This is a genomic window from Phenylobacterium sp., from assembly GCF_041691455.1.
In the GTDB taxonomy this organism is placed as follows: Bacteria; Pseudomonadota; Alphaproteobacteria; order Caulobacterales; family Caulobacteraceae; genus Phenylobacterium.
On record NZ_JBEPUO010000002.1, the window covers coordinates 401712 to 424008 of the forward strand.

28 protein-coding genes are annotated in these 22297 nt (G+C 69.9%); 16 read left to right on the forward strand and 12 right to left on the reverse strand.

Going from position 1 to position 22297, the window contains the following annotated elements; genetic code table 11:
• Nucleotides 1-6 precede the first annotated feature (6 nt).
• Nucleotides 7-1260 carry an MFS transporter gene (locus ACESMY_RS05650; RefSeq protein WP_372783071.1) on the reverse strand — a complete coding sequence of 418 codons (1254 nt, stop codon included), beginning with the start codon at nucleotides 1258-1260 and terminating at the stop codon, nucleotides 7-9.
• 216 nt (nucleotides 1261-1476) lie between these two features.
• Between ACESMY_RS05650 and ACESMY_RS05655 the strand changes: the two genes are divergently transcribed.
• From ACESMY_RS05655 to ACESMY_RS05695, 9 genes are all read left to right on the forward strand, one after another.
• Nucleotides 1477-2004: a GNAT family N-acetyltransferase gene (locus ACESMY_RS05655; protein WP_372783073.1), complete on the forward strand. Its 528-nt coding sequence runs from the start codon at nucleotides 1477-1479 to the stop codon at nucleotides 2002-2004.
• Between the two features lie 32 nt (nucleotides 2005-2036).
• The gene (locus ACESMY_RS05660; RefSeq protein WP_372783397.1) at nucleotides 2037-2624 is read left to right on the forward strand and encodes a DUF1285 domain-containing protein; all 588 of its coding nucleotides are present in this window, start codon (nucleotides 2037-2039) and stop codon (nucleotides 2622-2624) included.
• Between the two features lie 12 nt (nucleotides 2625-2636).
• Nucleotides 2637-3290, forward strand: a complete 654-nt coding sequence (locus tag ACESMY_RS05665) for a CoA pyrophosphatase (RefSeq protein WP_372783075.1) — start codon at nucleotides 2637-2639, stop codon at nucleotides 3288-3290.
• Nucleotides 3283-3573, forward strand: a complete 291-nt coding sequence (locus ACESMY_RS05670; RefSeq protein WP_372783077.1) for a hypothetical protein — start codon at nucleotides 3283-3285, stop codon at nucleotides 3571-3573. Before ACESMY_RS05665 ends, ACESMY_RS05670 begins: the two co-directional genes overlap by 8 nt.
• Nucleotides 3570-4820: a CCA tRNA nucleotidyltransferase gene (locus ACESMY_RS05675; RefSeq protein WP_372783079.1), complete on the forward strand. Its 1251-nt coding sequence runs from the start codon at nucleotides 3570-3572 to the stop codon at nucleotides 4818-4820. Before ACESMY_RS05670 ends, ACESMY_RS05675 begins: the two co-directional genes overlap by 4 nt.
• Nucleotides 4821-4824: 4 nt before the next feature.
• Nucleotides 4825-5535 (forward strand): type 1 glutamine amidotransferase, encoded by a 711-nt coding sequence (locus ACESMY_RS05680; protein WP_372783081.1) that lies wholly within the window; start codon nucleotides 4825-4827, stop codon nucleotides 5533-5535.
• Nucleotides 5536-5583: 48 nt separating this feature from the next.
• Complete coding sequence (locus ACESMY_RS05685) at nucleotides 5584-5718, forward strand: hypothetical protein (RefSeq protein WP_372783083.1); 135 nt, start codon at nucleotides 5584-5586, stop codon at nucleotides 5716-5718.
• Between the two features lie 134 nt (nucleotides 5719-5852).
• Nucleotides 5853-6461 carry a PEPxxWA-CTERM sorting domain-containing protein gene (locus ACESMY_RS05690; protein ID WP_372783085.1) on the forward strand — a complete coding sequence of 203 codons (609 nt, stop codon included), beginning with the start codon at nucleotides 5853-5855 and terminating at the stop codon, nucleotides 6459-6461.
• Nucleotides 6462-6511: 50 nt separating this feature from the next.
• Nucleotides 6512-6916, forward strand: coding sequence for a hypothetical protein (locus ACESMY_RS05695; protein ID WP_372783087.1), 405 nt, complete (start codon nucleotides 6512-6514; stop codon nucleotides 6914-6916).
• Here the strand turns inward: ACESMY_RS05695 and hemF are convergent.
• The gene (gene hemF / locus ACESMY_RS05700; RefSeq protein ID WP_372783089.1) at nucleotides 6913-7791 is read right to left on the reverse strand and encodes an oxygen-dependent coproporphyrinogen oxidase; all 879 of its coding nucleotides are present in this window, start codon (nucleotides 7789-7791) and stop codon (nucleotides 6913-6915) included. The genes ACESMY_RS05695 and hemF overlap by 4 nt on opposite strands.
• Before the next feature lie 9 nt (nucleotides 7792-7800).
• Nucleotides 7801-8274, reverse strand: coding sequence for a tRNA (cytidine(34)-2'-O)-methyltransferase (locus ACESMY_RS05705; RefSeq protein ID WP_372783091.1), 474 nt, complete (start codon nucleotides 8272-8274; stop codon nucleotides 7801-7803).
• Between the two features lie 201 nt (nucleotides 8275-8475).
• On the opposite strand from ACESMY_RS05705, the gene petA reads away from it, so the two are divergent.
• The 3 genes from petA to ACESMY_RS05720 are packed head-to-tail and all read left to right on the forward strand — an operon-like array spanning nucleotide 8476 to nucleotide 11205.
• Nucleotides 8476-9030, forward strand: a complete 555-nt coding sequence (gene petA / locus ACESMY_RS05710; protein WP_372783093.1) for a ubiquinol-cytochrome c reductase iron-sulfur subunit — start codon at nucleotides 8476-8478, stop codon at nucleotides 9028-9030.
• Between the two features lie 4 nt (nucleotides 9031-9034).
• The gene (locus ACESMY_RS05715; protein ID WP_372783095.1) at nucleotides 9035-10354 is read left to right on the forward strand and encodes a cytochrome bc complex cytochrome b subunit; all 1320 of its coding nucleotides are present in this window, start codon (nucleotides 9035-9037) and stop codon (nucleotides 10352-10354) included.
• Nucleotides 10355-10359: 5 nt separating this feature from the next.
• Nucleotides 10360-11205: a cytochrome c1 gene (locus ACESMY_RS05720; RefSeq protein WP_372783097.1), complete on the forward strand. Its 846-nt coding sequence runs from the start codon at nucleotides 10360-10362 to the stop codon at nucleotides 11203-11205.
• Between the two features lie 86 nt (nucleotides 11206-11291).
• Here the strand turns inward: ACESMY_RS05720 and ACESMY_RS05725 are convergent, their stop codons facing one another.
• Nucleotides 11292-12077, reverse strand: a complete 786-nt coding sequence (locus tag ACESMY_RS05725; RefSeq protein ID WP_372783099.1) for a hypothetical protein — start codon at nucleotides 12075-12077, stop codon at nucleotides 11292-11294.
• An 88-nt stretch (nucleotides 12078-12165) separates the two neighbouring features.
• Here ACESMY_RS05725 and ACESMY_RS05730 point away from each other — a divergent pair, with 88 nt between their 5' ends.
• The gene (locus ACESMY_RS05730) at nucleotides 12166-12642 is read left to right on the forward strand and encodes a hypothetical protein (RefSeq protein WP_372783101.1); all 477 of its coding nucleotides are present in this window, start codon (nucleotides 12166-12168) and stop codon (nucleotides 12640-12642) included.
• Here the strand turns inward: ACESMY_RS05730 and ACESMY_RS05735 are convergent.
• Genes ACESMY_RS05735 through ychF form a run of 3 tightly spaced genes read right to left on the reverse strand, consistent with a single transcriptional unit; the run spans nucleotide 12639 to nucleotide 15108 of the window.
• A complete protein-coding gene (locus ACESMY_RS05735) occupies nucleotides 12639-13319 on the reverse strand; it encodes a dienelactone hydrolase family protein (protein ID WP_372783103.1) in 681 nt (226 codons plus the stop codon). The genes ACESMY_RS05730 and ACESMY_RS05735 overlap by 4 nt on opposite strands.
• 5 nt (nucleotides 13320-13324) lie before the next feature.
• Entirely contained in the window at nucleotides 13325-13996 is a 672-nt protein-coding gene (locus ACESMY_RS05740; protein ID WP_372783105.1) for a dienelactone hydrolase family protein, read from the reverse strand.
• A gap of 14 nt (nucleotides 13997-14010) precedes the next feature.
• A complete protein-coding gene (gene ychF / locus ACESMY_RS05745) occupies nucleotides 14011-15108 on the reverse strand; it encodes a redox-regulated ATPase YchF (protein WP_372783107.1) in 1098 nt (365 codons plus the stop codon).
• A gap of 126 nt (nucleotides 15109-15234) precedes the next feature.
• Here ychF and sodC point away from each other — a divergent pair, with 126 nt between their 5' ends.
• The 3 genes from sodC (at nucleotide 15235) to ACESMY_RS05760 (ending at nucleotide 17877) form a co-directional block, all read left to right on the forward strand.
• Complete coding sequence (gene sodC, locus ACESMY_RS05750) at nucleotides 15235-15765, forward strand: superoxide dismutase [Cu-Zn] SodC (protein WP_372783109.1); 531 nt, start codon at nucleotides 15235-15237, stop codon at nucleotides 15763-15765.
• 67 nt (nucleotides 15766-15832) lie between these two features.
• Nucleotides 15833-17338 (forward strand): alpha/beta hydrolase domain-containing protein, encoded by a 1506-nt coding sequence (locus ACESMY_RS05755; RefSeq protein ID WP_372783111.1) that lies wholly within the window; start codon nucleotides 15833-15835, stop codon nucleotides 17336-17338.
• Nucleotides 17338-17877 carry a hypothetical protein gene (locus ACESMY_RS05760; protein WP_372783113.1) on the forward strand — a complete coding sequence of 180 codons (540 nt, stop codon included), beginning with the start codon at nucleotides 17338-17340 and terminating at the stop codon, nucleotides 17875-17877. The genes ACESMY_RS05755 and ACESMY_RS05760 overlap by 1 nt, the downstream gene beginning before the upstream one ends.
• On the opposite strand, the gene ACESMY_RS05765 is transcribed toward ACESMY_RS05760, so the two are convergent.
• From ACESMY_RS05765 to ACESMY_RS05785, 5 genes are all read right to left on the reverse strand, one after another.
• The gene (locus tag ACESMY_RS05765; protein WP_372783115.1) at nucleotides 17874-18620 is read right to left on the reverse strand and encodes a tetratricopeptide repeat protein; all 747 of its coding nucleotides are present in this window, start codon (nucleotides 18618-18620) and stop codon (nucleotides 17874-17876) included. The two genes, ACESMY_RS05760 and ACESMY_RS05765, sit on opposite strands and share 4 nt — an antisense overlap.
• 14 nt (nucleotides 18621-18634) lie before the next feature.
• Nucleotides 18635-19258 (reverse strand): aminoacyl-tRNA hydrolase, encoded by a 624-nt coding sequence (gene pth / locus ACESMY_RS05770; protein WP_372783117.1) that lies wholly within the window; start codon nucleotides 19256-19258, stop codon nucleotides 18635-18637.
• Between the two features lie 48 nt (nucleotides 19259-19306).
• The gene (locus ACESMY_RS05775) at nucleotides 19307-19981 is read right to left on the reverse strand and encodes a 50S ribosomal protein L25/general stress protein Ctc (protein WP_372783119.1); all 675 of its coding nucleotides are present in this window, start codon (nucleotides 19979-19981) and stop codon (nucleotides 19307-19309) included.
• Between the two features lie 128 nt (nucleotides 19982-20109).
• On the reverse strand, nucleotides 20110-21174 hold the full coding sequence (locus tag ACESMY_RS05780) for a hypothetical protein (protein WP_372783120.1): 1065 nt from the start codon (nucleotides 21172-21174) through the stop codon (nucleotides 20110-20112).
• Between the two features lie 118 nt (nucleotides 21175-21292).
• On the reverse strand, nucleotides 21293-22228 hold the full coding sequence (locus ACESMY_RS05785; RefSeq protein WP_372783122.1) for a ribose-phosphate pyrophosphokinase: 936 nt from the start codon (nucleotides 22226-22228) through the stop codon (nucleotides 21293-21295).
• Nucleotides 22229-22297 lie beyond the last annotated feature (69 nt).

Consider the following 22297-nt stretch of genomic DNA (forward strand, 5'->3'; position numbering starts at 1 on the left):
CGACAGTTATTCGAGGCGGTCGGCCTTGCGCAAGGCGGGAAAGAGCCCGGCCCAGACGCCGGTGACGATCAGCGCGCCTATGCCGCCGAACAGCGCCGCGCCGACCGGGCCGAGGAACCGCGCCACCACCCCGCTCTCGAACTCGCCGAGCTCGTTGGAGGCGCCGATGAAGACCGAGGAGACCGCCGCCACCCGCCCGCGCATGGGGTCGGGCGTGACCAGCTGCACCAGCGTCTGGCGGACATAGACGCTGAGCATGTCCGCCCCGCCCAGCACCGCGAGCGCCGCCACCGAGAGCCAGAGCAGGTGGGAGAGGGCGAAGACGCAGGTCGCCAGGCCGAACATCGCCACGCCGCCGAACATGAAGAGCCCGGCCTTCTGGCGGATCGGATTGGCGGCGAGCGACAGCGCCACCACCGTCGCCCCGATCGCGGGGCCCGAGCGCAGGATGCCGAAGCCCTCGGCGCCCACATGCAGGATGTCGCGGGCGAAGACCGGCAGGAGCGCCGTGGCGCCGCCCAGCAGGACGGCGAAGAGGTCGAGCGAGATCGCGCCAAACACGATCTTCTGGCGCCAGACGTAGGCCAGGCCCTCCTTCATCAGCGCCCAGCGCGACCCCGGATTGACCACCGGCTGGCCGCTCTTGCGGATCAGCACCACCGCCAGCGCCGAGACCAGGTAGAGGCCGAAGGCGGTGAAATAGGCGTAGCTGGTCGACCGGGCGACCAGGAAGCCGCCGGCCGCGGGGCCGATGATCGAGGCGGTCTGCCAGGCGAGCGAGTTCCAGGCGATGGCGCGGGGCAGCAGCACGCGGGGCACCAGCATGGGGCCAAGCGCGGTGTTGGCGGGCGCGAAGAAGGCCCGGGCCGAGCCGAACAGGAAGCCCACGACGAGCAGCAGCGGGACGGAGGCCCAGCCCTGCCAGGTGGCGACGGCGAGCGTCAGGACCGTGGCGATCTCGCCCGCGAAGCAGAACAGCAGCACCTTCTTGCGGTCGTGGCGGTCGGCGGTCTCGCCGGCCGGAAGGGTCAGCAGGAAGACCGGGATGAAGGCGGCCAGCCCGATCATCCCCACCAGGAAGGCGCTTTCCTGCACCGAGCGGGTGAGGCGGGCGATGGCGTACATCTGCCAGCCCATGGCCACGCTCTGGATCTGGGCGGCGAAGCTGCCGGTCCAGCGCGAGACCCAGAAATAGAGGTAGTCCCGCTCCTTCAGGAGCGCGCGGGCCGAGGGGACGGGGTCGGGAGATGTCTCGGCCATGCGCCCGCGAACCTGCCTTGCGTTGGCCGTCCTCGCAACGGCGGCGTTGACGAAGGGCCGCCGGGGCCTTACCTGCGCGCTTCCCGTTGGCGGGCGAAAGGGCCCCTGACATGCAACTGCGACGACGCCGGGCCTGAGCGCCCCAGAGCAACCTCCCGCCGGCCGGCGCATTGCGCGCCGCGGCGGTCCCCGTCGCATCGCAGTCCCGAAGAGCCCATGACCCTTCAAACGCCCGCGCCGGCCCCGGCGCTCGTCCTTCAATCCGAGCGGCCGCAGGACGGCCCGCTGGTCGACGCCCTGGTCGATCGCGCGTTCGGCCCCGGCCGTTTCACCAAGGTCTCCGAGCGGGTGCGCGAGTTCGCCACCTTCGCGCCGGAGCTTTCCATGTGCGCCTGGTCGCATGACGCCAAGACCGGCGAGCGCCTGCTGGGCTGCGCGCGCATGTGGCGCGTGCGGGTCGGCGGGACGCCGGTGACCTTCCTGGGACCCTTCGCCGTCGAGCAGGGCGAGCGCAACGCGGGCTTCGGCGCGCGGCTGATCGCGCGGGCCTGCGAGGCGGCGCAGGCGGCCGGCGAGAGCCACGTCCTGCTGGTCGGCGACGAACCCTATTTCAGCCGGGTCGGGTTCACCCGGGCGGCCGGCCGCCATGTGGTCATGCCGAGCCCGGTCGACCAGCGGCGCGTGCTGGTCCGCGCGCTGAAGCCGGACGCCGGCGAGCTTGCCGGTCCAGTCGAGCCCGCTTGAGGCGAACCGCGGGCGCGCCTACCTTCGGACGGATGGCGGACGAGGCGGCGAAGACAGGGCTCGACGGGGTGGCCGCGGCGGTGAAGCAGGCGCCCCTGTCGGAAAAGGGGGGCCGCGGCCTGCCGCCGGTCCACCTGTGGAACCCGGCCCACTGCGGGGAGATCGACATCGTCATCCGCAAGGACGGGGTCTGGTTCCACGAGGGCACGCCGATCGGCCGCGAGGCGCTGGTGCGCCTGTTCTCCACCGTGCTGCGCAAGGACCCCGACGGCATCCACCTCGTCACCCCTGTCGAGAAGATGAAGATCACCGTGGAGGACGCGCCGTTCATCGCCACGCGGGTCGACCGGGTGGGCGGGGCGCTGAAGTTCCTGACCAATGTCGGTGACGAGGTCGAGGCGGGGCCGGAGAACTATATCCGCGTCGAGATGGGCAAGGACGGGGAGCCGCGGCCCTATGTCCACGTGCGGCGCGGGCTGGAGGCTCTGATCGCCCGGCCGGTGTTCTACGAACTCGTCGAACTGGCCGAGGAGCGCGAGACGCCGGACGGCCCGACGTTGGGCGTCGCCTCCAACGGCGCCTGGTATCCGGTGGGCCCGGCGAATGCTCACCATGTCTAGGGCTCACCCGCTGTGAGCCTGAGGGGCGGGCGCGGCGACCTGCGGGACTGGATCGGTCAACACCTCGACCCGCTGGAGGCGCACGACCCGTCCCAGGGCGTGGCGATCACCTCGGACTTCGATCTCAGCAAGGCCTATGGCCCGAACGAGGTCGACGGGCCGCTGACGCCGGCCTCGGTGCTGATCGCGCTCGTCGAGCGGGCCGCCGGCCTGTCGGTGATCCTGACGCGGCGGGCCGACACGCTGCGCCGCCACACCGGCCAGATCGCCCTGCCGGGCGGCCGGCGTGACCCCGGCGAAACCCCCTGGCAGACGGCGCTGCGCGAAGCGCACGAGGAGATCGGGCTCGAGCCCGGCTTCGTGGACGTGATGGGCCTGTCGTCCCCCTACCGCACCGGCACCGGCTACCTGATCACGCCGGTGGTGGGCTTCGTGCGGCCGGGCTTCACGCTCACCGCCAATCCGGACGAGGTGGCCGATATCTTCGAGACGCCGTTCGGCTTCCTGATGGACCCGGCGAACCTGGAGGAGCACGAACGGGAATTGCCGTCCGGCGAGAAGCGCCGCTTCTACGCCTATACCCACGAGGACCGGTTCATCTGGGGCGCGACCGCGGGCATGTTGCGTGCGCTCTATGACCGGCTCTATGGAGCCGCCGTTGCCTAGGATCGTCCTCCTGCGCCTGCTGCTGATCGCCGTCCCGTTCGTGGTCTGGTTCATCTGGCGCGCCTGGGCCCGGCGCACGGGCCGCGAGATGGGCGCCACGCCCTACGCCTGGCTGTTTGCGGCGGGCGCGGTGCTGGTCGGCCTGTCGCTGGTCGGCACGGTGGTCTTCCACCCCGACAACCGGCATGACCACTACGTCCCGGGCGAAGTCACCGCGGACGGCAAGGTGACCAAGGGCCGCTTCGAGAAGGCTGCCCCGATCCCGGCAAGCAAGGCGCCATGAGCGAGACCCTCGGCCAACGACCCTGGATGACCGCGCCGCCGATGGCCGCGGTGCTGGACGCCCTGGAGGCGGCCGGCGGGGCGGACTGCGTGCGTTTCGTGGGCGGGGCGGTGCGCAACGCCCTGATCGGCCGGCCGGTCGACGAGGTCGACCTGGCCACGTCGCTGACGCCCGAGCAGGTGACCGAGGCGCTGCAGGCCGCCCAGCTGAAGGCCGTCCCCACGGGGATCGAGCACGGCACGGTGACGGCGGTGGCCGGCGGCAAGCCCTTCGAGATCACCACCCTGCGCCGTGACGTGGCCACCGACGGCCGCCGCGCGGTGGTGGCCTTCACCGAGGATTGGGCCGAGGACGCCCGGCGGCGGGATTTCACGCTCAACGCCCTCTACGCGAGCCGCGACGGGACGATCTTCGATCCGGTCGGCCACGGCATCGCCGACGCGCGGGCCGGCCGCATCGTCTTCGTGGGCGAGCCCGAACAGCGGGTGCGGGAGGACTATCTGCGTATCCTGCGGTTCTTCCGCTTCCTCGCCTGGTACGGCTCGGGGCCGCCGGACGCCGCGGCGCTGGCGGCCTGCGAGAGCCTGAAGGGCGAGATCAAGTCGCTCTCCGCCGAGCGGGTCTCCCGGGAGCTCCTGAAGCTGCTGGCCGCCGAGGACCCGCGCGAGGCCGTGGCGCTGATGGCCCGCGCCGGGGTTCTGGGCGAGGTGCTGCCGGCCCCGATCGACCTGGAGCGGTTCAATGGCCTGGCCGCCGTCGAGACCGACCAGCTCTTCGAGACCGATCCGGTTCTGCGGCTGGCCGCCCTGCTGCCCGACGACCAGATCGCTGCCGTGCAGTTCGCCGAGCGCCTGCGGCTCTCCAACGCCGACCGCGACCGGGTCGCCGCTGCGCTGTCGCCGACGCCGGCCTTCAAGAGCTGGATGAGCCCGCGCGAGATCCGACGGATGCTCTACCGCCTGGGTCCGCAGGTGTTCCGCGACCGCGCCAAGCTGGCCTGGGCCCGCGCCGAGCGCACGGCGACGACGCCACAGTGGCGCGGCATGATCGCGCTCGGCGAAGGCTGGACGGCGCCGGCCTTCCCGCTGACCGGCGAGGACGTGATCGCCGCCGGCGTGCCCAAGGGTCCGATGGTCGGCCAGGTGCTGCGCGAGGTGGAGGAGTGGTGGATCGACCACGACTTCATCGACGACCAGCTCTCGACGATCGAGAAGCTGAAGTCTGTGGCGCAGGGGATGGCGTTCTAGGGAGATGGCGTCCTTGAAACTCGGCATCCTGAAGACCGGCCGCCCGCCGTCGACGTGCATCCCCAAGTTCGGGACCTATCCCGACATGTTCATGCGGCTCCTGGGCCCCGAGGCCTTCGACTACCGGGTCTTCGCCGCCGACGAGGGCGAGCTGCCGGAGAGCCCGACGGCCTGCGACGCCTATCTGATCACCGGGGCCGCGGCCGGAGTCTATGAGCCGCTGCCCTGGATCGCCAAGGCCGAGGACTTCCTGCGCGCGGTGCGGGGCCAGGCGGCGCTGGTGGGGATCTGCTTCGGCCACCAGCTGATGGCCCAGGCCTTCGGGGGCAAGGTGATCAAGTCGCCGAAGGGCTGGGGCCTGGGCGAGCAGGACTACCGGGTGCTGAAGCGTGAGCCGTGGATGGACGCGGCGGCGTCGATCCGCCTGCCGGGCTCGCACCAGGACCAGGTGGTCGAGCTGCCGCCGGGCGCCGAGGTCTGGGCCGCCAACGCGCTGACGCCGATGGGCGCGCTCAGCTGGCCGGCCGAGCGGGCGATCTCGCTGCAACTGCACCCGGAGTTCGAGCCGGCCTACGCCTCGGCGCTGATCGAGAACCGCCGCGGGACCCTCTATGCCGAGGACCAGGCCGACCGGGCGATCGAAAGCTACCAGGGGCCGGACGACCGGGCCCGGGTCGGGGGTTGGATGCGCAATTTCCTGACGGCGGCAACGTAAGTCCCCGTCCGGCGGTTTAGCCCCGGAGCGAACCCGCGGGGGACCGTCATGCGATACTGGAGACTGCTGATCGTCCTGAGCAGCGCCGCCTCGGCGCTCGCCGTCGGACTGGACGCCCAGGCGCGGGCCGAACACACCGATCTCATGGCTCTGCTGAGCAGCGCGCTGGGCGCCATTACTTAGACACAACTGTTAACAAACAAGGTTAACGGATTTTAACGAAGTCATATTCCGAGATGTGTGAACGAAATTCTACATTGACTCCGGTTTCCCGAGCCTGAATATAGTTTATAACTGGTAAACATGAGGTTGGGATCATGAAACGGTCAGTGTGGGCGGCCCTCGTTGTGGCGGGGACCGTGACGGCGGGGCATGCGGCGGCGGCGGACATCTTCACGCTGCAGAACACCCTTGGCGGTGACGGCAGCGTGACCACCCTCTCGGGCGGCGGCTTCGACGTCTTCGGGTCGAACAACGGCCATCCCGAGGGCTTCGGCGGCCCGATCGCCAGCCTGACGAGCTACACGGCGACCGCCGGCGTGACCGGGTCGCTGTCCTTCGACTGGACCTATACGACGCACGACCTGTCGGGCGCCCAGTTCGACCCCGGCGGCTACATCCTGAACGGCGTGCAGCACCAGCTCTCGCCGCTGACCAGCAACCCGATCTTCTACACCGGCGAGTCGGGCTACCTGACGCTCGACCTGACGGCCGGCGACACCTACGGCTTCTACATCTTCTCCACGGACTCCGAGGAAGGCCGCGCGGACCTGCGGGTGGCCCCGTCGGAGGGCTTGAACGAGGTCAGTGAGGCCGAGGTCCCGGCCGGGGTGCCGGAACCGGCGACCTGGGCGATGATGATCGCGGGCTTCTTCGGCCTCGGCGCGGCGCTGCGGCGCCGGCAGGCGATGGTGGCGAGCGCCTAAAGCCGCTAAGCCGCGCCTCAGGCGGGTTTCCGCCGCGGAGGCGTCAGCCGTTGCAGTTCCCGATCGGCCGCTGGGCGGCGCGCGGCGCGGCGGTCTTCTGCCTCGCATTCGCGGCCTTCCAGGCTGCGCTGGCGCTTGGCGCGCCGTTCGGCGACATCGCCTGGGGCGGCTCGAGCCCGGTGCTGCCGACGCCCTTGCGCTGGGCCAGCCTGGGGGCGGCCGGCTATCTGATGCTCGCCGCCGCTCTCATGGAAGTCCGCGCCGGGGACTGGGGTCGCAGGCTGCCGGGCTGGCCGGTCTTCGCGTTCAATGTCTTCCTGGCCGCCGAGCTCGCGCTCAACACCCCCGTCAACCTCGCGGCCAAGAGCGGCGGCGAACGCTACGGCATGGGCGCGGCCTCGGCACTGGGGTGCCTGCTGTGCCTGGCGGCCCTGATCCCGGCGCGGAAGGCCTAGGGCCAGCGCACCATCGGCGGCATGGAGGAGAGGATGGTCTCGATGTTGCCGCCGGCCTTCAGGCCGAACATCGTGCCGCGGTCATAGAGCAGGTTGAACTCGACATAGCGGCCGCGGCGCATGAGCTGCTCGGCGCGGTCGTCCTCGGTCCAGGGCTCGTCCATCCGGTGGCGGACGATCTTCGGATAGACGTCGAGGAAAGCTTCCCCCACGGCGCGGGTGAAGGCGAAGTCGCGCTCGAAGTCGCCGGAATTGTGCCGGTCGTAGAAGATGCCGCCGACGCCGCGCGGCTCGTTCCGATGCGGCAGGAAGAAGTACTCGTCGCACCAGGCCTTGTACTTCCCGTACCACTCCGGGTCGTAGGCGTCGCAGGCGGCCTGCAGGGCCGCGTGGAAGAGCACCGCGTCGTCGGCCTGCTGGCTGCGCTGTTCGTCGAGCGTGGGCGTCAGGTCCGCGCCGCCGCCGAACCAGCTCTCGGCGGTCGAGAGGAACCGGGTGTTCATATGGACGGTGGGCACGCGCGGGGACCGCGGGTGGACGATCAGGCTGATGCTGGCCGAGACGTAGGACGGGTCCTTGTCGGCGCCGGGCATGGTGGCGGCCATCTCCGGGGTGAAGCGGGCGGCGGCGGCGGAGGTGTGGACGCCGGCCTTCTCGAAGAGCCGGCCCTTGAAGTGGCCGCCGATCCCGCCGCCGGTCCCGGTCTCCCGCGTCCAGGGGCGCAGGTCGAAACGGCCCGGCTCGTCCGGATAGAGTTCCTGCGGCGCCTCGTCTTCCAGACGCTCCAGCTCGGCGACGATGCGCTGCTGCAGGGACTCGAACCAGGTCTTGGCGCGGTCGCGGCGGTCGAGGATCTCGGCGGGCAGGTCGGACATGGATGCTTGCTAGCCCGCCGGGGCGTGGGTTGGGAAGCCATCGGTCCGGCGCAGGGCCTCGGAAATCGCGATCGCCGCGCTGACGGTGAGATTGAGCGACCGCGCGCCGGGCGCGAGCGGGATGAAGAGCCGCGCATCGGCCGCGGCGTGGACCTCCTCCGGCGCGCCGGAACTCTCGCGGCCGAACAGCAGGGTGTCGCCGGCGCGGAATTCGAAGCCGTGCAGGGGCGCCGCGCCGCGGGTGGTGAAGAGCAGCAGGCGGCCGGCCCGGCGTTCGGCGTGCCCCAGGAAATCGGTCCAGCTCGCGTGCCGGGTCATCTCAGCCAGGGCGCCATAGTCCATGGCCGCGCGGCGCACCCCGGCGTCGGAAAGCGGGAAGCCGCAGGGCTCGATCACGTCCACCGGGACGCCCAGACAGGCGCCCAGACGCAAGGCGGCGCCAAGGTTTTGCGGAATGTCCGGTTGAAAAAGGGCCAAACGCATTCTAAGCGATCCGCGACGGGTTAGGCCGGGCTGGGAACACGAATCGCGGAAGACGTCCCGCAGAGGTTCGCGGGCGGTTCCGGTGAGTGCGTTCCGCGCGAGCCCGCCGTGACTTTTTAGGCCTTACCAGAGCGTCTGGTAGGGTCCAAGACTGAGGCTCCCCAACACGTTCGGGGGCCTCGAAACGAAGGGTAGTTTTAGGTGGCCGACACCGTCGCGGGCGCAAGTCCCGATCCGCATGTTTCCGACGACGATCCGAATCGTCGCGACTTCATCCATATCGCCGCCGGCGTCGCCGCGGCGGGCCTGGTGGGCGGTCTGGCCTGGCCGTTCATCGACCAGATGAATCCGGCGGGCGACACGCTCGCCCTGGCCTCCATCGAGTTCGACCTGTCCAAGGTGGTCGAGGGCCAGCAGGTGGTGGTGAAATGGCGCGGCAAGCCGCTGTTCGTCCGCTACCGCACGGCCAAGGAAATCCAGGCGGCGATCAAGGACGACCACGCCGACCTGCGCGATCCGGCCACCGACGAGAGCCGCCACAAGCCCGGCAAGGCCCAGTACCTGGTGCTGATCGGCGTCTGCACCCACCTGGGCTGCGTGCCGACCTTCCAGGGCGGCGACTACGGCGGCTGGCTCTGCCCCTGCCACGGCTCGGTCTACGACACCTCAGGACGCATCCGTAAGGGTCCCGCGCCGCTGAACCTGGCGGTTCCCGACTACAGCTTCCTCTCCGACTCCAAGATCAAGGTGGGCTGATCAGATGAGCGGACACTCGACCTACGAGCCCAAGAGCGGTTTCGAACGCTGGCTCGACATGCGGCTGCCGATCATCCGGTTCGCCAACGACACCATCCTGACCTTCCCGACGCCGAAGAACCTCAACTACTGGTGGACCTTCGGCGGCATTCTTTCGCTGATGCTGGGGGTGCAGATCGTCACCGGCATCATCCTGGCGATGCACTACGTGCCGCATGTGGATTACGCCTTCAATTCGGTCCAGCGCATCATGCGCGACGTCAACTACGGCTGGCTGGTGCGCAACCTGCACGCCAACGGCGCCTCGATGTTCTTCCTGGCCGTCTACATCCACATGTTCCGCAACCTCTACTACGGCTCCTACAAGGCGCCGCGCGAGGTGCTGTGGATCCTCGGGTGCGTGATCTACCTCCTGATGGTCGGCACCGCCTTCTTCGGCTACGTGCTGCCCTGGGGGCAGATGAGCTTCCACGGCGCGGTGGTGATCACCAACCTGATCGGCGCCATCCCGGTGATCGGGCCCTCCATCACCACCTGGCTCTGGGGCGGGTTCGCGGTCGACAATCCGACGCTCAACCGGTTCTTCTCGCTGCACTACCTCCTGCCGTTCATGATCGCCGGCGTCGTGGCCCTGCACATCTGGGCCCTGCACGTGCCGGGGAACAACAACCCGACCGGCGTGAACGTGACCTCCAAGGCCGACACCGTGCCCTTCCACCCGTACTACACGGTGAAGGACGGCTTCGCGATTTCGGTCTTCCTGCTGGTCTATGCGGCGTTCGTCTTCTACATGCCGGACGCGCTGGGCGATGCGGTCAACTATGTGCCGGCGAACCCCCTGCAGACCCCGCAGCACATCGTGCCCGAATGGTACCTCCTGCCGTTCTACGCGATCCTCCGGGCCGTCCCGAACAAGCTCGCCGGCGTCCTGATGATGTTCGGCGCCATCGGGACCTTGTTCATCCTGCCCTGGCTCGACACGTCGAAGGTGCGCTCCATGCGCTACCGCCCGACCGCCCGGCTCTATTATTTCATCTTCATCCTGGCCTGCCTCGTGCTGGGGGTCTGCGGGGCGCACGCGCCGGACGACCTGGTGATCCCGGGCGTCTCGGGCCCGCAACTCCTGGACGCCGACCTCAACAGCTACGTCTGGGCCTCGCGCCTCGGGGCGCTCTACTACTTCGCCTACTTCTATGTGATCACCCCGGTCCTGGGGCTCACCGAGACGCCGTTGCCGGTGCCGGAGTCGATCTCCTCGCCCGTCCTGTCGCATCCCGCCTCCGCGCCCGCCGGCGCCGTGGCGTCGCCTGAAAAAAGGGGTTGAGCCTGATGCTGCGCAAAGGTTTCGCGTTCGCGGCGCTCGGGCTTGCTCTGTTGGCCGGTCCGGCCTTGGCCGCCACCACCGAGAAAGAGCCCGCCGACGTCCACTGGTCCTTCGAAGGGCCGTTCGGCAAGTTCGACAAGGAACAGGTCCAGCGGGGCTACAAGGTCTATCGGGAGGTCTGCTCGGCCTGCCACTCGATGAACCTGATGTACTTCCGCAACCTCGGGCAGAAGGGTGGGCCGTTCTACGACCCGAAATACCAGAACCCGAACAACAACCCCTATGTGAAGTCCCTGGCCCACGACATCCAGGTCAAGGACATCGACACCGACACCGGCGACGTGATCTCGCGTCCCGCCATGCCGGCCGACAAGTTCCCGGCTCCGTTCGCCAACGAATACGCCGCGCGGGCCTCCAACGGCGGCGCCCTGCCGCCCGACCTGTCGGTGATGGCCAAGGCCCGCGAGGGCGGCCCGGCCTACATCTATTCGATCCTGACCGGTTTCGTGGCCCCGCCGCACGGGATGACGGTGCCGGCCGGCAAGTACTACGACCCCTACATGCCCGGCGACATGGCCGCGTTCTGGACCGGGCCGAAGGACAAGATCCCGGAGGGCGGCTTCATCGCCATGCCGCCGCCGCTGGCCGACGGCAAGGTGACCTTCGACGACGGCAAGCCCTCGACGGTGAAGGAAGAGGCGCTGGACGTGGCGGCCTTCCTGGCCTGGGCGGCCGAGCCCAAGATGGAGGAGCGCAAGGCCTTCGGCTTGGGCGCGATGATCTACCTCTTGATCTTCTCGGGCCTGCTCTTCGCCAGCTACAAGAAGATCTGGAAGAACGTCGCCCACTAGGGCCGCCCGCTCCCTGCCCTCTCCCTCTCCCTCTCCCTCTCGCTTCGCGGGGGAGGGGAGGCTGGGCGCTTTCTAGGTGAACAATGCTAGGGCGCGCCGAGCAGCAGCTTGCCGGCCGGGAAGTCGAAGCGCAGGCGGAAGCGCGACAGCAGGGGCGCGCCGATCTGGCCGGCCAGCTCCGGGTCCTCAGCCTTCATCAGGCCCGCCGGCAGGTTCTCCGAAAGGCCGCCGGCGAAGGACAGCGCCCGCAGGCGCGGGCGCAGCACGCCATAGGGATAGAGCTCCTTGGGCTTGGCCGCCCCAGGTGCGCTGGCGACGCCGTCGCTCAGGCGTATGGCGGTGTCGGCGCCGGTGCCGGGGGTGAAGGCGCCTGAGAGCGTGTGCGGGCCGTCCGACGCCGTGGCCGTCACCACCGGCCGATCGGCCACCCAGGTGACGGGAAGGGTCGCCTCGGTCCGGAAGCGCGGCGCCTGGCCGGCGGGCCGCAGGGCGACGCGGCAGGGGGCGAAGCTCACATCCAGCACATAGGCCCTGAGCACGTCGGCGCCGATCACGCCGGCGATGGGGGTCGGAAGCGCGCCGGTGCGCATGTCGAGGTCGGCCACCGCGATGGCCCGGCCCTCGACCGCGACGCCCGCCAGCCGCACCTCGCCGGTGAGGGCGGTGTCGGCGAAGCCCGCCGCCTGGGCCTGGCTCTCGGCCAGCAGGGTGTGCGGGGAGGCGGTGTCCAGGATGTAGTCGCCCGGCACGCCCATCACCTCGGCGCCCACGACCACCACCCCGTTCTCGAACCAGCAGGCCGCCTCGCCCGCCATGGCCGGTGTCGCGGCGAGCGAAAGGAGGGCGGAAAGGGCGAGGCCTGTGCGAGTCACGGTCGGATCACGGGCAGAGCATAGCCAAGCCCGGGGCTCCCGGCGACGGCGCCTTACGTCCGCCCAAAGCTCTCCTACAATCGCCGCCATGGCCTTCACCCCCGCCTGGCGGAACTTCAAGCGGATGCAGGACCTGACGGTGATCGCCGCCGGGCTGATCTACGCCGCCGCCGCCATCGACGCGGTCGGCCGCCTGCCGGGCGGACGAGCCCTGGCGCTGCAGTGGACCCTGCTGTGGCCGGCGGCCTATCTCGGATTTTCGCTGGGCATTCCGCTGCTGGTCCCCCCGCTGAAGCGCTGGCTCGCGAAGTATGTCTGGATGAGCTTCAAAGCGGGCTTCGGCCAGACCGCCAGCTCCGTGGTCATGGGCGTCGCCCTGCAACTGGGCGCGGGCCTCTTCATCTGGTGGCAGGTGGGGCGTTCGGCCCAGGCCGGGCAGCCGGGGCCGAACGTCTTCGCCGTCTACGCCGCCGGGATCGGCATCCTGGCCGCCCAGGCGATCCTGGTGCGGTTCCTGGAAAACCTGCCGGACGTCCGCGAGACGATCGAGGTGAAGGGCGGCTAGCTCTCGCCGCGCAGGCCGCTGTTGCGCGAGAAGTGGGCGAGGGTGCGGAGCTTGGAGAGGCGGGCGGAGTCCTCGTGATAGCCGTTGGGCGCTACGAAGGCGTGGCCGGCCTCGTACATGAAGACCGGCAGGTCGGGGTGGGCGGCGCGGATCGCCTCGACGTCGGTGGGCGGGATCAGCTCGTCGGTCTTGCCGATGTGCAGGATGGCCGGCGCCTGCGGGATCTCGGCGATGTAGTCGACGATCTGGCCGCCGTAGAACGCGGCCGCGGCGGAAAGACCCCTGCATCGCGCCGCCGCCAGCCAGGCGGTCGTGCCGCCGAAGCAGAAGCCCAGGGCGAAGACCGGCGGGGCCAGGGCGTCGATCGCGCCCTGCACCAGGTCGAGCACCTCGGCGCCCCAGCGGGTCTGCTCGCCGAAGCCCATCTGGCGGGCCATCAGCGCCGGGTCGGTGTCGCGATCGGCGAAGCCGGGCTGGAAGCGGGCGAAGAGGCTGGGGACCAGGACCTCGTAGCCGGCCTCGGCGTAGTCGTCGGCCAGGGCCCTGAGGTGCGGCGTCACCCCCCAGATGGCGTGCAGGATGACGAGCCCACCGCGCCGTGCGTCGCTGACACCGGCGCGATAGGCGTCGAACTGGAAGCCGTCCCGGGCGCTGCTCAGACGGACGGTCTCGCCCACCGTCGTCAGGCCTTGTCGAAGAGTTCGAGGGTCCGGCGGCGGGCGAGGTCCGAGGCCTCGGCGTTGTAGCGCTCGGGGCTCTCGTTGTTGAACCCGTGGCCGGCGCCTTCGTAGATGTAGACCGGCACCCCCGGATTGTACTCGGCGACGGCGGCAGCGACCTCGTCGGCGGGGATGCCATGGTCGGCGCGGCCCAGGTGGACGATCACCGGGCAGGCGGGGGTCAGCGAGGCGTTGGCCTTCACCAGGCTGCCGTAATAGCTGGAAGCGGCCGATAGCCCCTCGACGCGGCCGGCGGCCAGCCAGGCCAGCGAGCCGCCGTAGCAGTAGCCGACCACGCAGACCTTATCGCCGTTGGCCTTCAGCAGGTCGCGGCAGGCGGCGATGTCGGCCAGCGCCTGGTCGAGCGGCGTGGCCATGGCGTGGGCGATGCCGGCCTTCAGGCCCTCCGGATCGTGGTAGGCGGTGAAGCCCGGCTCGCGGCGGTCGTAGAGCGAGGGCGCGATCGCCTCGTAGCCCATCTTGGCCCAGCGCTCGACGTCGGCGCGGACGTGCTCGTCGATGCCGAAGATCTCCTGGATGACGATCACCCCGCCCTTGCGCGGTGAGGCGGCGGCTTCGCGGTAGGCGGCGAACTCGAAGCCGTCCTCGCCCGCGATCTTGATCGTCTCGGCCATGGGTCGCTGTCCTCTTAGACGTTGAAGCGGAAGTTCATCACGTCGCCGTCCTTGACGACATATTCCTTGCCCTCCTGGCGCAGCTTGCCGGCGTCGCGCGCGCCGGCCTCGCCCTTGAGGCGGACGTAGTCGTCATAGGCGATGGTCTCGGCGCGGATGAAGCCCTTCTCGAAGTCGGTGTGGATGACCCCGGCGGCCTGCGGGGCGGTGTCGCCCTTGTGGATCGTCCAGGCGCGCGTCTCCTTGGGACCGACCGTAAAATAGGTCTGCAGGCCGAGCAGGTGGTAGGCCTCGCGGATCAGCTTGTTGAGGCCGGGCTCGTTGAGGCCGAGCGTCTCCAGATATTCGCCGCGCTCGGCGGCGTCGAGCATGGCGATCTCGCTCTCGATCTGGGCGGAGATCACCACGCTGTCGGCCCCGTCGCGCTTGGCGCGCTCGGCCACCAGGCGGGACATGTCGTTGCCCTCGGCGGCGGAGGCCTCATCCACATTGGCGACGTAAAGCGCGGGCTTGGAGGTCAGCAGCTGCAGCATCCGCCAGGCTTTGTCGTCTTCGGCGGAGACGCTGGCCTTGCGGGCCGGACGGCCGGCGTTGAGCTCGGCCAGGGCGAGCTGCACGAGACGCAGGGTCTGGACGCTTTCCTTGTCGCCGGTCTTGGCGCGCTTCTCGAGGTTCGTGACCCGCTTCTCCAGGCTCTCCAGGTCGGCCAGCATCAGCTCGATCTCGATGGTCTCCAGGTCGGCGAGCGGGTCGACCTTGCCCTCGACGTGGGTGATGTCGTCGTCGATGAAGCAGCGGGCGACGAAGGCCACCGCGTCGCAGTCGCGGATGTTGGCCAGGAACTGGTTGCCCAGGCCCTCGCCCTTGGAGGCGCCGCGCACCAGGCCCGCGATGTCCACGAAGTTGATCCGGGAGGGGATGATCTCCTTGGACGGGATGATGGCGGCCAGCACATCCAGGCGCGGTTCCGGCACCGCCACGTCGCCGGTGTTCGGCTCGATGGTGCAGAACGGATAGTTCGCGGCCTGGGCCGCGGCGGTCTGGGTCAGCGCGTTGAACAGGGTCGATTTGCCGACGTTGGGCAGGCCGACGATGGCGACTTTCAGGGCCATGGGGTCTTTCGGATTTCGAGAAGGCGGACGGTCGGGCGACCTAGCACAGTGCGCGGATCGGGCCTAGCGCGCAGGCCCCGGGTGTGGTCGGCTGCGGCTTCGCTTTCGCCCCATCAGGAGGCCGCCATGCGCCGTTCCCTTAATCTCGCCGCCGCGTTCGTGCTTGTGTCCGCCGCGCCCGCTCTGGCGGAGAAGATCAGCGTGCCGATGGCGCTCGCCACGGCCGCGGGCAAGGGCGCCGACGTCGGCACGGTGACCTTGAGCGACACCAAGGCCGGGGTCTCCATCAAGCTCGACCTGCACGGCCTGCCGCCGGGCGAGCACGGCTTCCACGTCCACCAGAACCCCTCCTGCGATCCGGCCACGGCCGCCGACGGCAAGGTGACGCCGGCCGGCGGGGCGGGCGCGCACATGGACCCCGCCAAGACCGCCATGCACATGGGCCCGACCGGTGAGGGCCACCTGGGCGACCTGCCGAAGGTGACGGTCGGCGCGGACGGCTCCGCGAAGGGGACGCTCGCCGCGCCGCGCATCAAGACGGTGGCCGAGCTGCATGGCCATGCGCTGATGCTGCACGCCGGCGGCGACAACTATTCCGACCAGCCGGCGCCGCTGGGCGGCGGGGGCGCGCGGCTGGCGTGCGGCGTCGCGCCTTAAGGCCCGATGTTCAACGCCACGGCGCCGGTCTAGGCTGGGCGTAACGATAAAGATCCGGGGGGACACCATGGTTCGGGGCAAGCGCGTCTGGGCGGCTCTGTTCGCCGTCATGCTCGCAGGGGCGAGCCTGGGGCTGTCCGCACCGGCGCAGGCGGCCGTCGCCCAGCCCGCGACGGCGTTGATCGCCGCGCCCGGCTCTCCCTTCCTGGGGCTTGGGACCTTCGACCTGGGCGCGCTCGGCTATGTGGTCGAGGAGTACATCGTCTCGGGGACCGCGACCTCGTTCAAGCTGACCGGCGAGCCGACGCCGGACGGCGCCTGGACGGCGCAGGCGGCGGGGACCGCGCCCTACGCCACCCGGATCGTGGTGGTGCGGCCAAAGGACGCCAAGGCGTTCAACGGCACGGTGGCGGTGGAGTGGCTGAACGTCACCGGCGGCCTCGATGCGGGCCCCGACTGGACCTACAGCCACCGCGAGATGCTGCGCAGCGGCTACGCCTATGTGGGCGTCTCGGCCCAGAAGGTGGGCGTCGAGGGCGGCCAGAGCCTGGGCGGGGCGGGCATGCCGCTGAAGAAGGCCAATCCGGCTCGGTACGGCACGCTTTCCCATCCGGGCGACACCTTTTCCTTCGACATCTTCTCCCAGGCCGGCCAGGCGGTGAAGAGCGGCAAGGTGCTGGGACCGCTCAAGGCCAGGCACGTGCTGGCCACCGGCGAGTCGCAGTCGGCGGTGTTCATGACGACCTATGTGGACGCCATCGACCCGCTGGCCCGGGTCTATGACGGCTTCTACATCCACTCCCGGTTCGGCGGGGCGCCGCCGCCGGAGGCCGCCGCCATGCGCGGCGGACCGAACGGCCGGGGGCCGAGCGGCGTGAAGATGCGCGCCGACCTGCGCGTGCCGGTGATGACCCTGATCTCCGAGACCGACCTGATCGGCTCAGGCCTCAGCGGCTTCTGGACCGCCCGGCAACCGGACAACGCCAAGCTGCGGATCTGGGAAATGCCGGGGACCGCCCACGTGGACAACTACATGTTCTTCGTCGGCGGCTTCGACAGCGGCAGCGCGCCGATGGACAAGATCGCCCCGCTCTGGAAGCCAACCGACGCCCTGTTCGGAGCGAAGATGGCCAAGCCGATCAACGCCGCGCCGCAGCACCACTATGTGGCCATGGCCGCGATGTCGGCGCTGGAGAGCTGGGTGCGGACGGGCAGGGCCCCGCCCAAGGCGGCGCGCCTGGAGACCGAGGCCGCGGCCAAGGCCGGCGAGGCGCCGAAGCTGGTCCCCGACGCCCAGGGCAATTCCAAGGGCGGCATCCGCACGCCCTGGGTCGACGCGCCGACCGCCAGGCTCTCCGGCTTCGGCAACACCGGCGGGCCGTTCGGCTTCCTGGTGGGCACGACCGAGCCCTTTGACGCCGCGACCCTGGCCAAGCTCTATCCGGGCGGCAAGGCCGACTATCTGGCGAAGTTCGACGCCTCGCTCGCCCAGGCCGTGAAGGCCGGCTTCATCCTGAAGGCCGACGCGCCGGAGATCCGCGCCCTGGCCGCGGCGAACTGGCCGGGAGCCTGATGTCCTTCCGGAAGCTGGGGGCCATCCTTCAGGCGCTTGCCGTCGCCGTGCCCGTCGGCCTGCTGGCGCTCGGGACGGCCGCGCAAACGGTTCCGCCAACAGCGTCAGACGAGAATTTCATCGGGCTTGCGCGCGACGAGCGCCAAGCCTGGTTCCTGTCGTCTTCCGCGATCACTAGGCAACCGGACGGCGCGATCCAGACCCACGTCTATCAGGTGTTCCGCGACGCCATGGTCATGGGCGACAAGGCGGTTCACTTCACCGACTGGATCATGGAGTACGACTGCGCCGCCGGGACGTTCCATCCGGTCTCGGTCACCTTCATGGGCGACGAGTTCGCCTACGCGGCGTCCAGCACGTTCCCGCCCGGCCCCAAGCCGATGGCGGCGACGCCCGATAACGCCTGGGGCTATGGGCTGGTGTGCGACCCGGCTTCAGTGACCGCCAACCGCCGCATGCACAACAGGGATTGGCGCGAGATCGCCAAGCGGTTCTACGCGACGATGCAGCGGCCCCAGGCGGACGTCGGCGGGTCCTAGGCGCCGCCGAGCGCCTGGGCGGCGAGGTCGCGCCAGGCGCGGCCTTCCTTGCGGAACTGGGGCTTCAGCTTGGCGAGGCGCTTGTCCATCTCCTGGACCGCCTCGCGGGCTTCGTCGCGGCGGCCGTTGCGGGCCATGAAGGCGGCGTAGCGGGCGAGGCCCTCGAAGCCTGGCAGGCGCTGCGAGGCCCATTGCAGAGCGGTGTCGGCCTCGTCGATGCGGCCCAGGTCCTCATAGGCCCGGCCGAGCGCCAGCGCCGCGGCCGCCGTCCGGCCATGCGCCTGGTCGTTGCCCAGGCGCTCCAGAACCTGCAGGGCGTCGGCCGGCCGGTGGAGTTCGAGCAGCGCGTTCGCCAGGCCCAGAAGCAGCGCGGGATCGTCGGCATGGACGCCCTGCGCAGCCGCCCGGTAGAGCGCCTCGGCCTCCTCGTAGCGTTGCATGTGCATGGCCGCGGTCGCCAGCCGCGACTGGTTGCGGACCGTGGGGGTGTCGTCGCAGGCGGCCTTGGCCTCGCGGTATTCGCGGTGCGGATCGAGCGTCTCGCGCGCCGCGTGGCCGATCCGCCGCGCCGTCGTGCCGCCGAACAGGTCGGGCACGATATTGAGCGCGATATAGACCAGGCCGCCGAGCGGCTGGAGCATCAGGATGATCCACAGCCACATGCTGTCGCGGCCGGTCTTCACGGCGTGCCAGCAGAGCAGCACCGCCATGATCAGGGAAAGGAGGAAGCCCGGAATGATCACGTCGCCGCTCCGCCCTATTGGCCTTCGCCGCGCGCCAGCTTGCGCGGATCGGCCTTCTCGGCGGGGGCCAGCCGCATGACCTCGGTCTGGTATTTCTCGTCCTCACCGGCCGCCAGCAGGGGGGCGGCGTCCGCGCAGGCCTGGATCAGGGGTTCGACCCACTTCAGGTCGGCCTTGTGGAAGTCGGACAGGACGTGGCCGTGGACCAGGGTCTTGTCGCCCGGATGTCCGGTTCCCAGGCGCGCGCGGCGGAAGTAGGGGCCGACCTGGGCGGTGATCGAGCGCACGCCGTTGTTGCCCGCCGCCCCGCCGCCGGCCTTCATCCGGAAGCGGCCGGGGGCCAGGTCGATCTCGTCATAGAAGACCACCAGGTCAGCGGGGTCGATCTTGTAGAAGTTCAGCGCCTCGCGGACCGCGCGGCCGGCCTCGTTGTAGAAGGTCTGGGGCTTCAGGATCAGGGCCTTGACCGGCCCGCCCGGCGTCGGGATCGACCCTTCGCAGACGAAACCCTGGAACTTCGACCTCTGGGGCCCGAAGTCCCAGCGGCGCGCGATCTCGTCAACGGCCATGAAGCCGATGTTGTGGCGGTTCTTCGCGTAGGTCGCGCCCGGATTGCCCAGGCCGGCGATCAGCAGCATCCGGCCCCCCGAGCCAACCCCCTAAAGAGCAGACGGGGGACGCGAGGACTACTCCTCGCCACCCTCTTCGGCGGCCGCGTCGGTGGCCGCGGCTTCGGCCGTGGATTCGGCGGCGGCCTCCTCGCTGGCCGCGGCGTCGGCGGCTTCGTCCTCGTCAGCCTGGGTCGAGGCGCCGCTGATCGTGGCGACCACCGTGTCGCCGGGCACCGCGGCCTCGACATTGGCCGGCAGCTTCAGGTCGGAGACACGGATCGAGGCGCCGATGTCGAGCCCGGTCAGGTCGACCAGCAGCTCTTCGGGGATGTGGTCGGCGGCGCAGGAAACCTGCACGTCGTGGAACACCACGTTGAGCGTGCCGCCGCGCTTGATGCCGGGGGCCTCGTCATGGTTCGTGAAGTGCACCGGCACGTTGATCTTGATCTGCTGGTGGGCTGAGACCCGGTAGAGGTCGAAGTGCATCGGCACGTCGGTGACCGGATGCATGTCGACCGCCTTGGCGATGACCTGCTGCTTTTCGGAGCCGTACTTCAGGGTCACCAGGTGGCCCAGGAGCTTGCCGGTGTAGAGCGCCTTGCGGAACTCGTTGGCCTTGACCGCGATGGACACCGGGTCCTTGTCGCCGCCGTAGAGGATGCCGGGAACCAGGCCTTCGCGGCGGGCGACGCGCGCGCCGCCTGTGCCGGTCCGCTCGCGCACTTCAACGTTCAAAACGATCTCGGCCATGGCCTTGCCTCAAAACGAAACCGCCGCGCGAAGCGTGCGCGGCGACGAAAAGTTACGGCGCTGCCGCCGAAAGGTGCGCGTAGATACACAAAACCCTCCGCCCGCGCAACGGGCGGAGGTTTAAAAGCTCAGCGCTTCTTCGCGCGGGATTTCGTCTTCTTCTCCGGAGCGGGCGGCGTGAGCGCCGCGGCCTCGGCCAGCTTGACGTCGATGGGGTCGGTGACGCCCACGCCCTTCATCAGGCAATGGCCGGTGTCCATCAGGACGTGCTGGCCCAGGCAGAAGACGTCCTCGTAATGCGGCTTGGCCACCGCCAGGCACTGATAGAGATTGAGCTTGGACATGTTGAGGCAGGTCGCGGCGTTGGTCTCGGTCAGGATCGGCATGACCTGGGCGAGGCTGGCGTCGTCGGCGTAGCCGAGGGCCGCGAGGGCCGCGACCGCCAGGCTGCGGATCACCAGCGGGGTGTAGGGCGGGCTCGCGGCGTCGCCGGTGAACCCCATCTGGGTCGAGCCGGTCACCGCCAGCTGCAGGCGCGCGGTCTCGGCGACCTCGCCCGGCGTCGCGGTGGCCGACAGCTCCTTGGCGAGCGCCAGGCGGTCGCCGCGGCCGGTCACCTCGCCCTTGGACCAGGCCTGATGCTGCACGTCATAGGCGGCCTGTTTCACCGAGCGGCCGGTGGCGAGCAGCTTCTGGCCGTCGGCGCCGAGCGCGTTGATCACCAGGCCCGCGGCGCTGGCGGAGCCCGCGAAGCCCACCGCGTAGGCGGGGTCTTTCATGATGTCGTAGGCCACTGAGCGGCGTTGGTCGGGGTCGCCGGCGAACTTGCGGACGCCGGCCACGAAGGCCGGATCCTGCAGGGCCACCACCGCGCCATAGGCGATCGCGCCGCGCAGCAGTTGGCCGGGCTCATAGCCGGCTCCCGTCTTCACGGCCTGGGCGACTTCGCCGGCGGCGGCGAAATTGGGCGAGATCGCGCCGGCGTGGGCGACATAGGCGCGATAGGCGGCGGCCTGTTCGACCACCCGCGGCGACAGGCTGATCGGCGGGATCACCGCGACCGGCGCGGGCGGCGGCGGCGGGGCCGGCGGGGCCGGGGCGGCGCAGCCCGCCAGCACGGCGGTAAGGACCAGCGCCGCGACGCTGGCGGCGGTCCGCCCATGCGGACGGCGGACGGAGATTGCGGAAGTCATCGGAAGGCTTTCCCCACGCACGTGTGGCGTCTCTCTAGATTCATCCCCCGACGAGATTGTGGCCTCGCACGGTAAACACCTTCTGATCAAGCGTGGCCGGACCGAAAGCGCCCCGGCCTCAGTCGAAGAGTTTCGACACCGACTCTTCGTTGGCGATGCGGCGGATGGCTTCGCCGATCAGCCGGTCGCAGCTCACATAGCGGATCTTGCCGCCGTCCGTGGCCCGGTCGGGCGGGGAGATGGAGTCGGTCATCACCAGCTCCCTGAGGATCGAGGAGTTCACCCGCTCGACCGCCGCGCCCGACAGCACCCCGTGGGTGACGTAGGCCGAGACCTCGGCCGCGCCGTTGTCGACCAGGGCCTGGGCGGCGTTGGTGAGCGTGCCGCCGCCGTCGATCATGTCGTCGAACAGGATGCAGCGGCGCCCGGAGACGTCGCCGATGATGTTGGCCACCTCGCTCTTGCCGGGGCCCGAGCGGCGCTTGTCGACGATGGAGAGCTCGGCGTTGAGCCGGGTCGCGACCGCCAGCGCGCGGACCACGCCGCCCACGTCGGGCGAGACGATCATCAGCTCGCTGGTCTTGGAATGATGCGACTTGATGTCGGCGGCCAGGATCGGGGCGGACAGCAGGTTATCGGTGGGGATGTCGAAGAAGCCCTGGATCTGGCCGGAGTGCAGATCCATGGTCAGCACCCGGTCGGCGCCGGCCCGGGTGATCAGGTTGGCCACCAGCTTGGCCGAGATCGGCGTGCGGCCGCCGGTCTTCCGGTCCTGCCGGGCGTAGCCGAAATAGGGCATCACCGCGGTGATCCGCTTGGCCGAGGCGCGTTTCAGCGCGTCGATGCAGATCAGCAGTTCCATCAGGTTGTCGTTGGCCGGGTAGCTGGTCGACTGGATCACGAAGACGTCCTCGCCGCGGACGTTCTCGTCGATGGTCACCCAGACCTCGTTGTCGGCGAAGCGCTTCACCTGCGCCTTGGTCAGGGGCAGATCGAGGTGCGAGGCCACCGCCTCGGCCAGCGTACGATTCGAGTTGCCGGCCAGCAGCTTCATCGGAGCTCCGCGAGACAAGTGCGCTATGGGCGGGGCTTGTAGCAGCGGGAGGCCGCGAGTCTATCCCCC

What these genes read in the sequence shown, in the direction of transcription:
- hemF (WP_372783089.1), bottom strand. Translation starts at nt 7,791, where the DNA reads ATGTCCGACCTGCCCGCCGAGATCCTCGACCGCCGCGACCGCGCCAAG.
- ACESMY_RS05780 (WP_372783120.1), bottom strand. Translation starts at nt 21,174, where the DNA reads ATGACTTCCGCAATCTCCGTCCGCCGTCCGCATGGGCGGACCGCCGCC.
- ACESMY_RS05760 (WP_372783113.1), top strand. Translation starts at nt 17,338, where the DNA reads ATGTCCTTCCGGAAGCTGGGGGCCATCCTTCAGGCGCTTGCCGTCGCC.
- ACESMY_RS05675 (WP_372783079.1), top strand. Translation starts at nt 3,570, where the DNA reads ATGAGCGAGACCCTCGGCCAACGACCCTGGATGACCGCGCCGCCGATG.
- pth (WP_372783117.1), bottom strand. Translation starts at nt 19,258, where the DNA reads ATGCTGCTGATCGCCGGCCTGGGCAATCCGGGCGCGACCTACGCGAAG.
- ACESMY_RS05785 (WP_372783122.1), bottom strand. Translation starts at nt 22,228, where the DNA reads ATGAAGCTGCTGGCCGGCAACTCGAATCGTACGCTGGCCGAGGCGGTG.
- ACESMY_RS05685 (WP_372783083.1), top strand. Translation starts at nt 5,584, where the DNA reads ATGCGATACTGGAGACTGCTGATCGTCCTGAGCAGCGCCGCCTCGGCG.
- ACESMY_RS05705 (WP_372783091.1), bottom strand. Translation starts at nt 8,274, where the DNA reads ATGCGTTTGGCCCTTTTTCAACCGGACATTCCGCAAAACCTTGGCGCC.
- ACESMY_RS05690 (WP_372783085.1), top strand. Translation starts at nt 5,853, where the DNA reads ATGAAACGGTCAGTGTGGGCGGCCCTCGTTGTGGCGGGGACCGTGACG.
- ACESMY_RS05655 (WP_372783073.1), top strand. Translation starts at nt 1,477, where the DNA reads ATGACCCTTCAAACGCCCGCGCCGGCCCCGGCGCTCGTCCTTCAATCC.
- ACESMY_RS05775 (WP_372783119.1), bottom strand. Translation starts at nt 19,981, where the DNA reads ATGGCCGAGATCGTTTTGAACGTTGAAGTGCGCGAGCGGACCGGCACA.
- ACESMY_RS05680 (WP_372783081.1), top strand. Translation starts at nt 4,825, where the DNA reads ATGGCGTCCTTGAAACTCGGCATCCTGAAGACCGGCCGCCCGCCGTCG.
- ACESMY_RS05720 (WP_372783097.1), top strand. Translation starts at nt 10,360, where the DNA reads ATGCTGCGCAAAGGTTTCGCGTTCGCGGCGCTCGGGCTTGCTCTGTTG.
- ACESMY_RS05715 (WP_372783095.1), top strand. Translation starts at nt 9,035, where the DNA reads ATGAGCGGACACTCGACCTACGAGCCCAAGAGCGGTTTCGAACGCTGG.
- ychF (WP_372783107.1), bottom strand. Translation starts at nt 15,108, where the DNA reads ATGGCCCTGAAAGTCGCCATCGTCGGCCTGCCCAACGTCGGCAAATCG.
- ACESMY_RS05730 (WP_372783101.1), top strand. Translation starts at nt 12,166, where the DNA reads ATGGCCTTCACCCCCGCCTGGCGGAACTTCAAGCGGATGCAGGACCTG.
- ACESMY_RS05755 (WP_372783111.1), top strand. Translation starts at nt 15,833, where the DNA reads ATGGTTCGGGGCAAGCGCGTCTGGGCGGCTCTGTTCGCCGTCATGCTC.
- ACESMY_RS05740 (WP_372783105.1), bottom strand. Translation starts at nt 13,996, where the DNA reads ATGGCCGAGACGATCAAGATCGCGGGCGAGGACGGCTTCGAGTTCGCC.
- ACESMY_RS05650 (WP_372783071.1), bottom strand. Translation starts at nt 1,260, where the DNA reads ATGGCCGAGACATCTCCCGACCCCGTCCCCTCGGCCCGCGCGCTCCTG.
- sodC (WP_372783109.1), top strand. Translation starts at nt 15,235, where the DNA reads ATGCGCCGTTCCCTTAATCTCGCCGCCGCGTTCGTGCTTGTGTCCGCC.
- ACESMY_RS05660 (WP_372783397.1), top strand. Translation starts at nt 2,037, where the DNA reads ATGGCGGACGAGGCGGCGAAGACAGGGCTCGACGGGGTGGCCGCGGCG.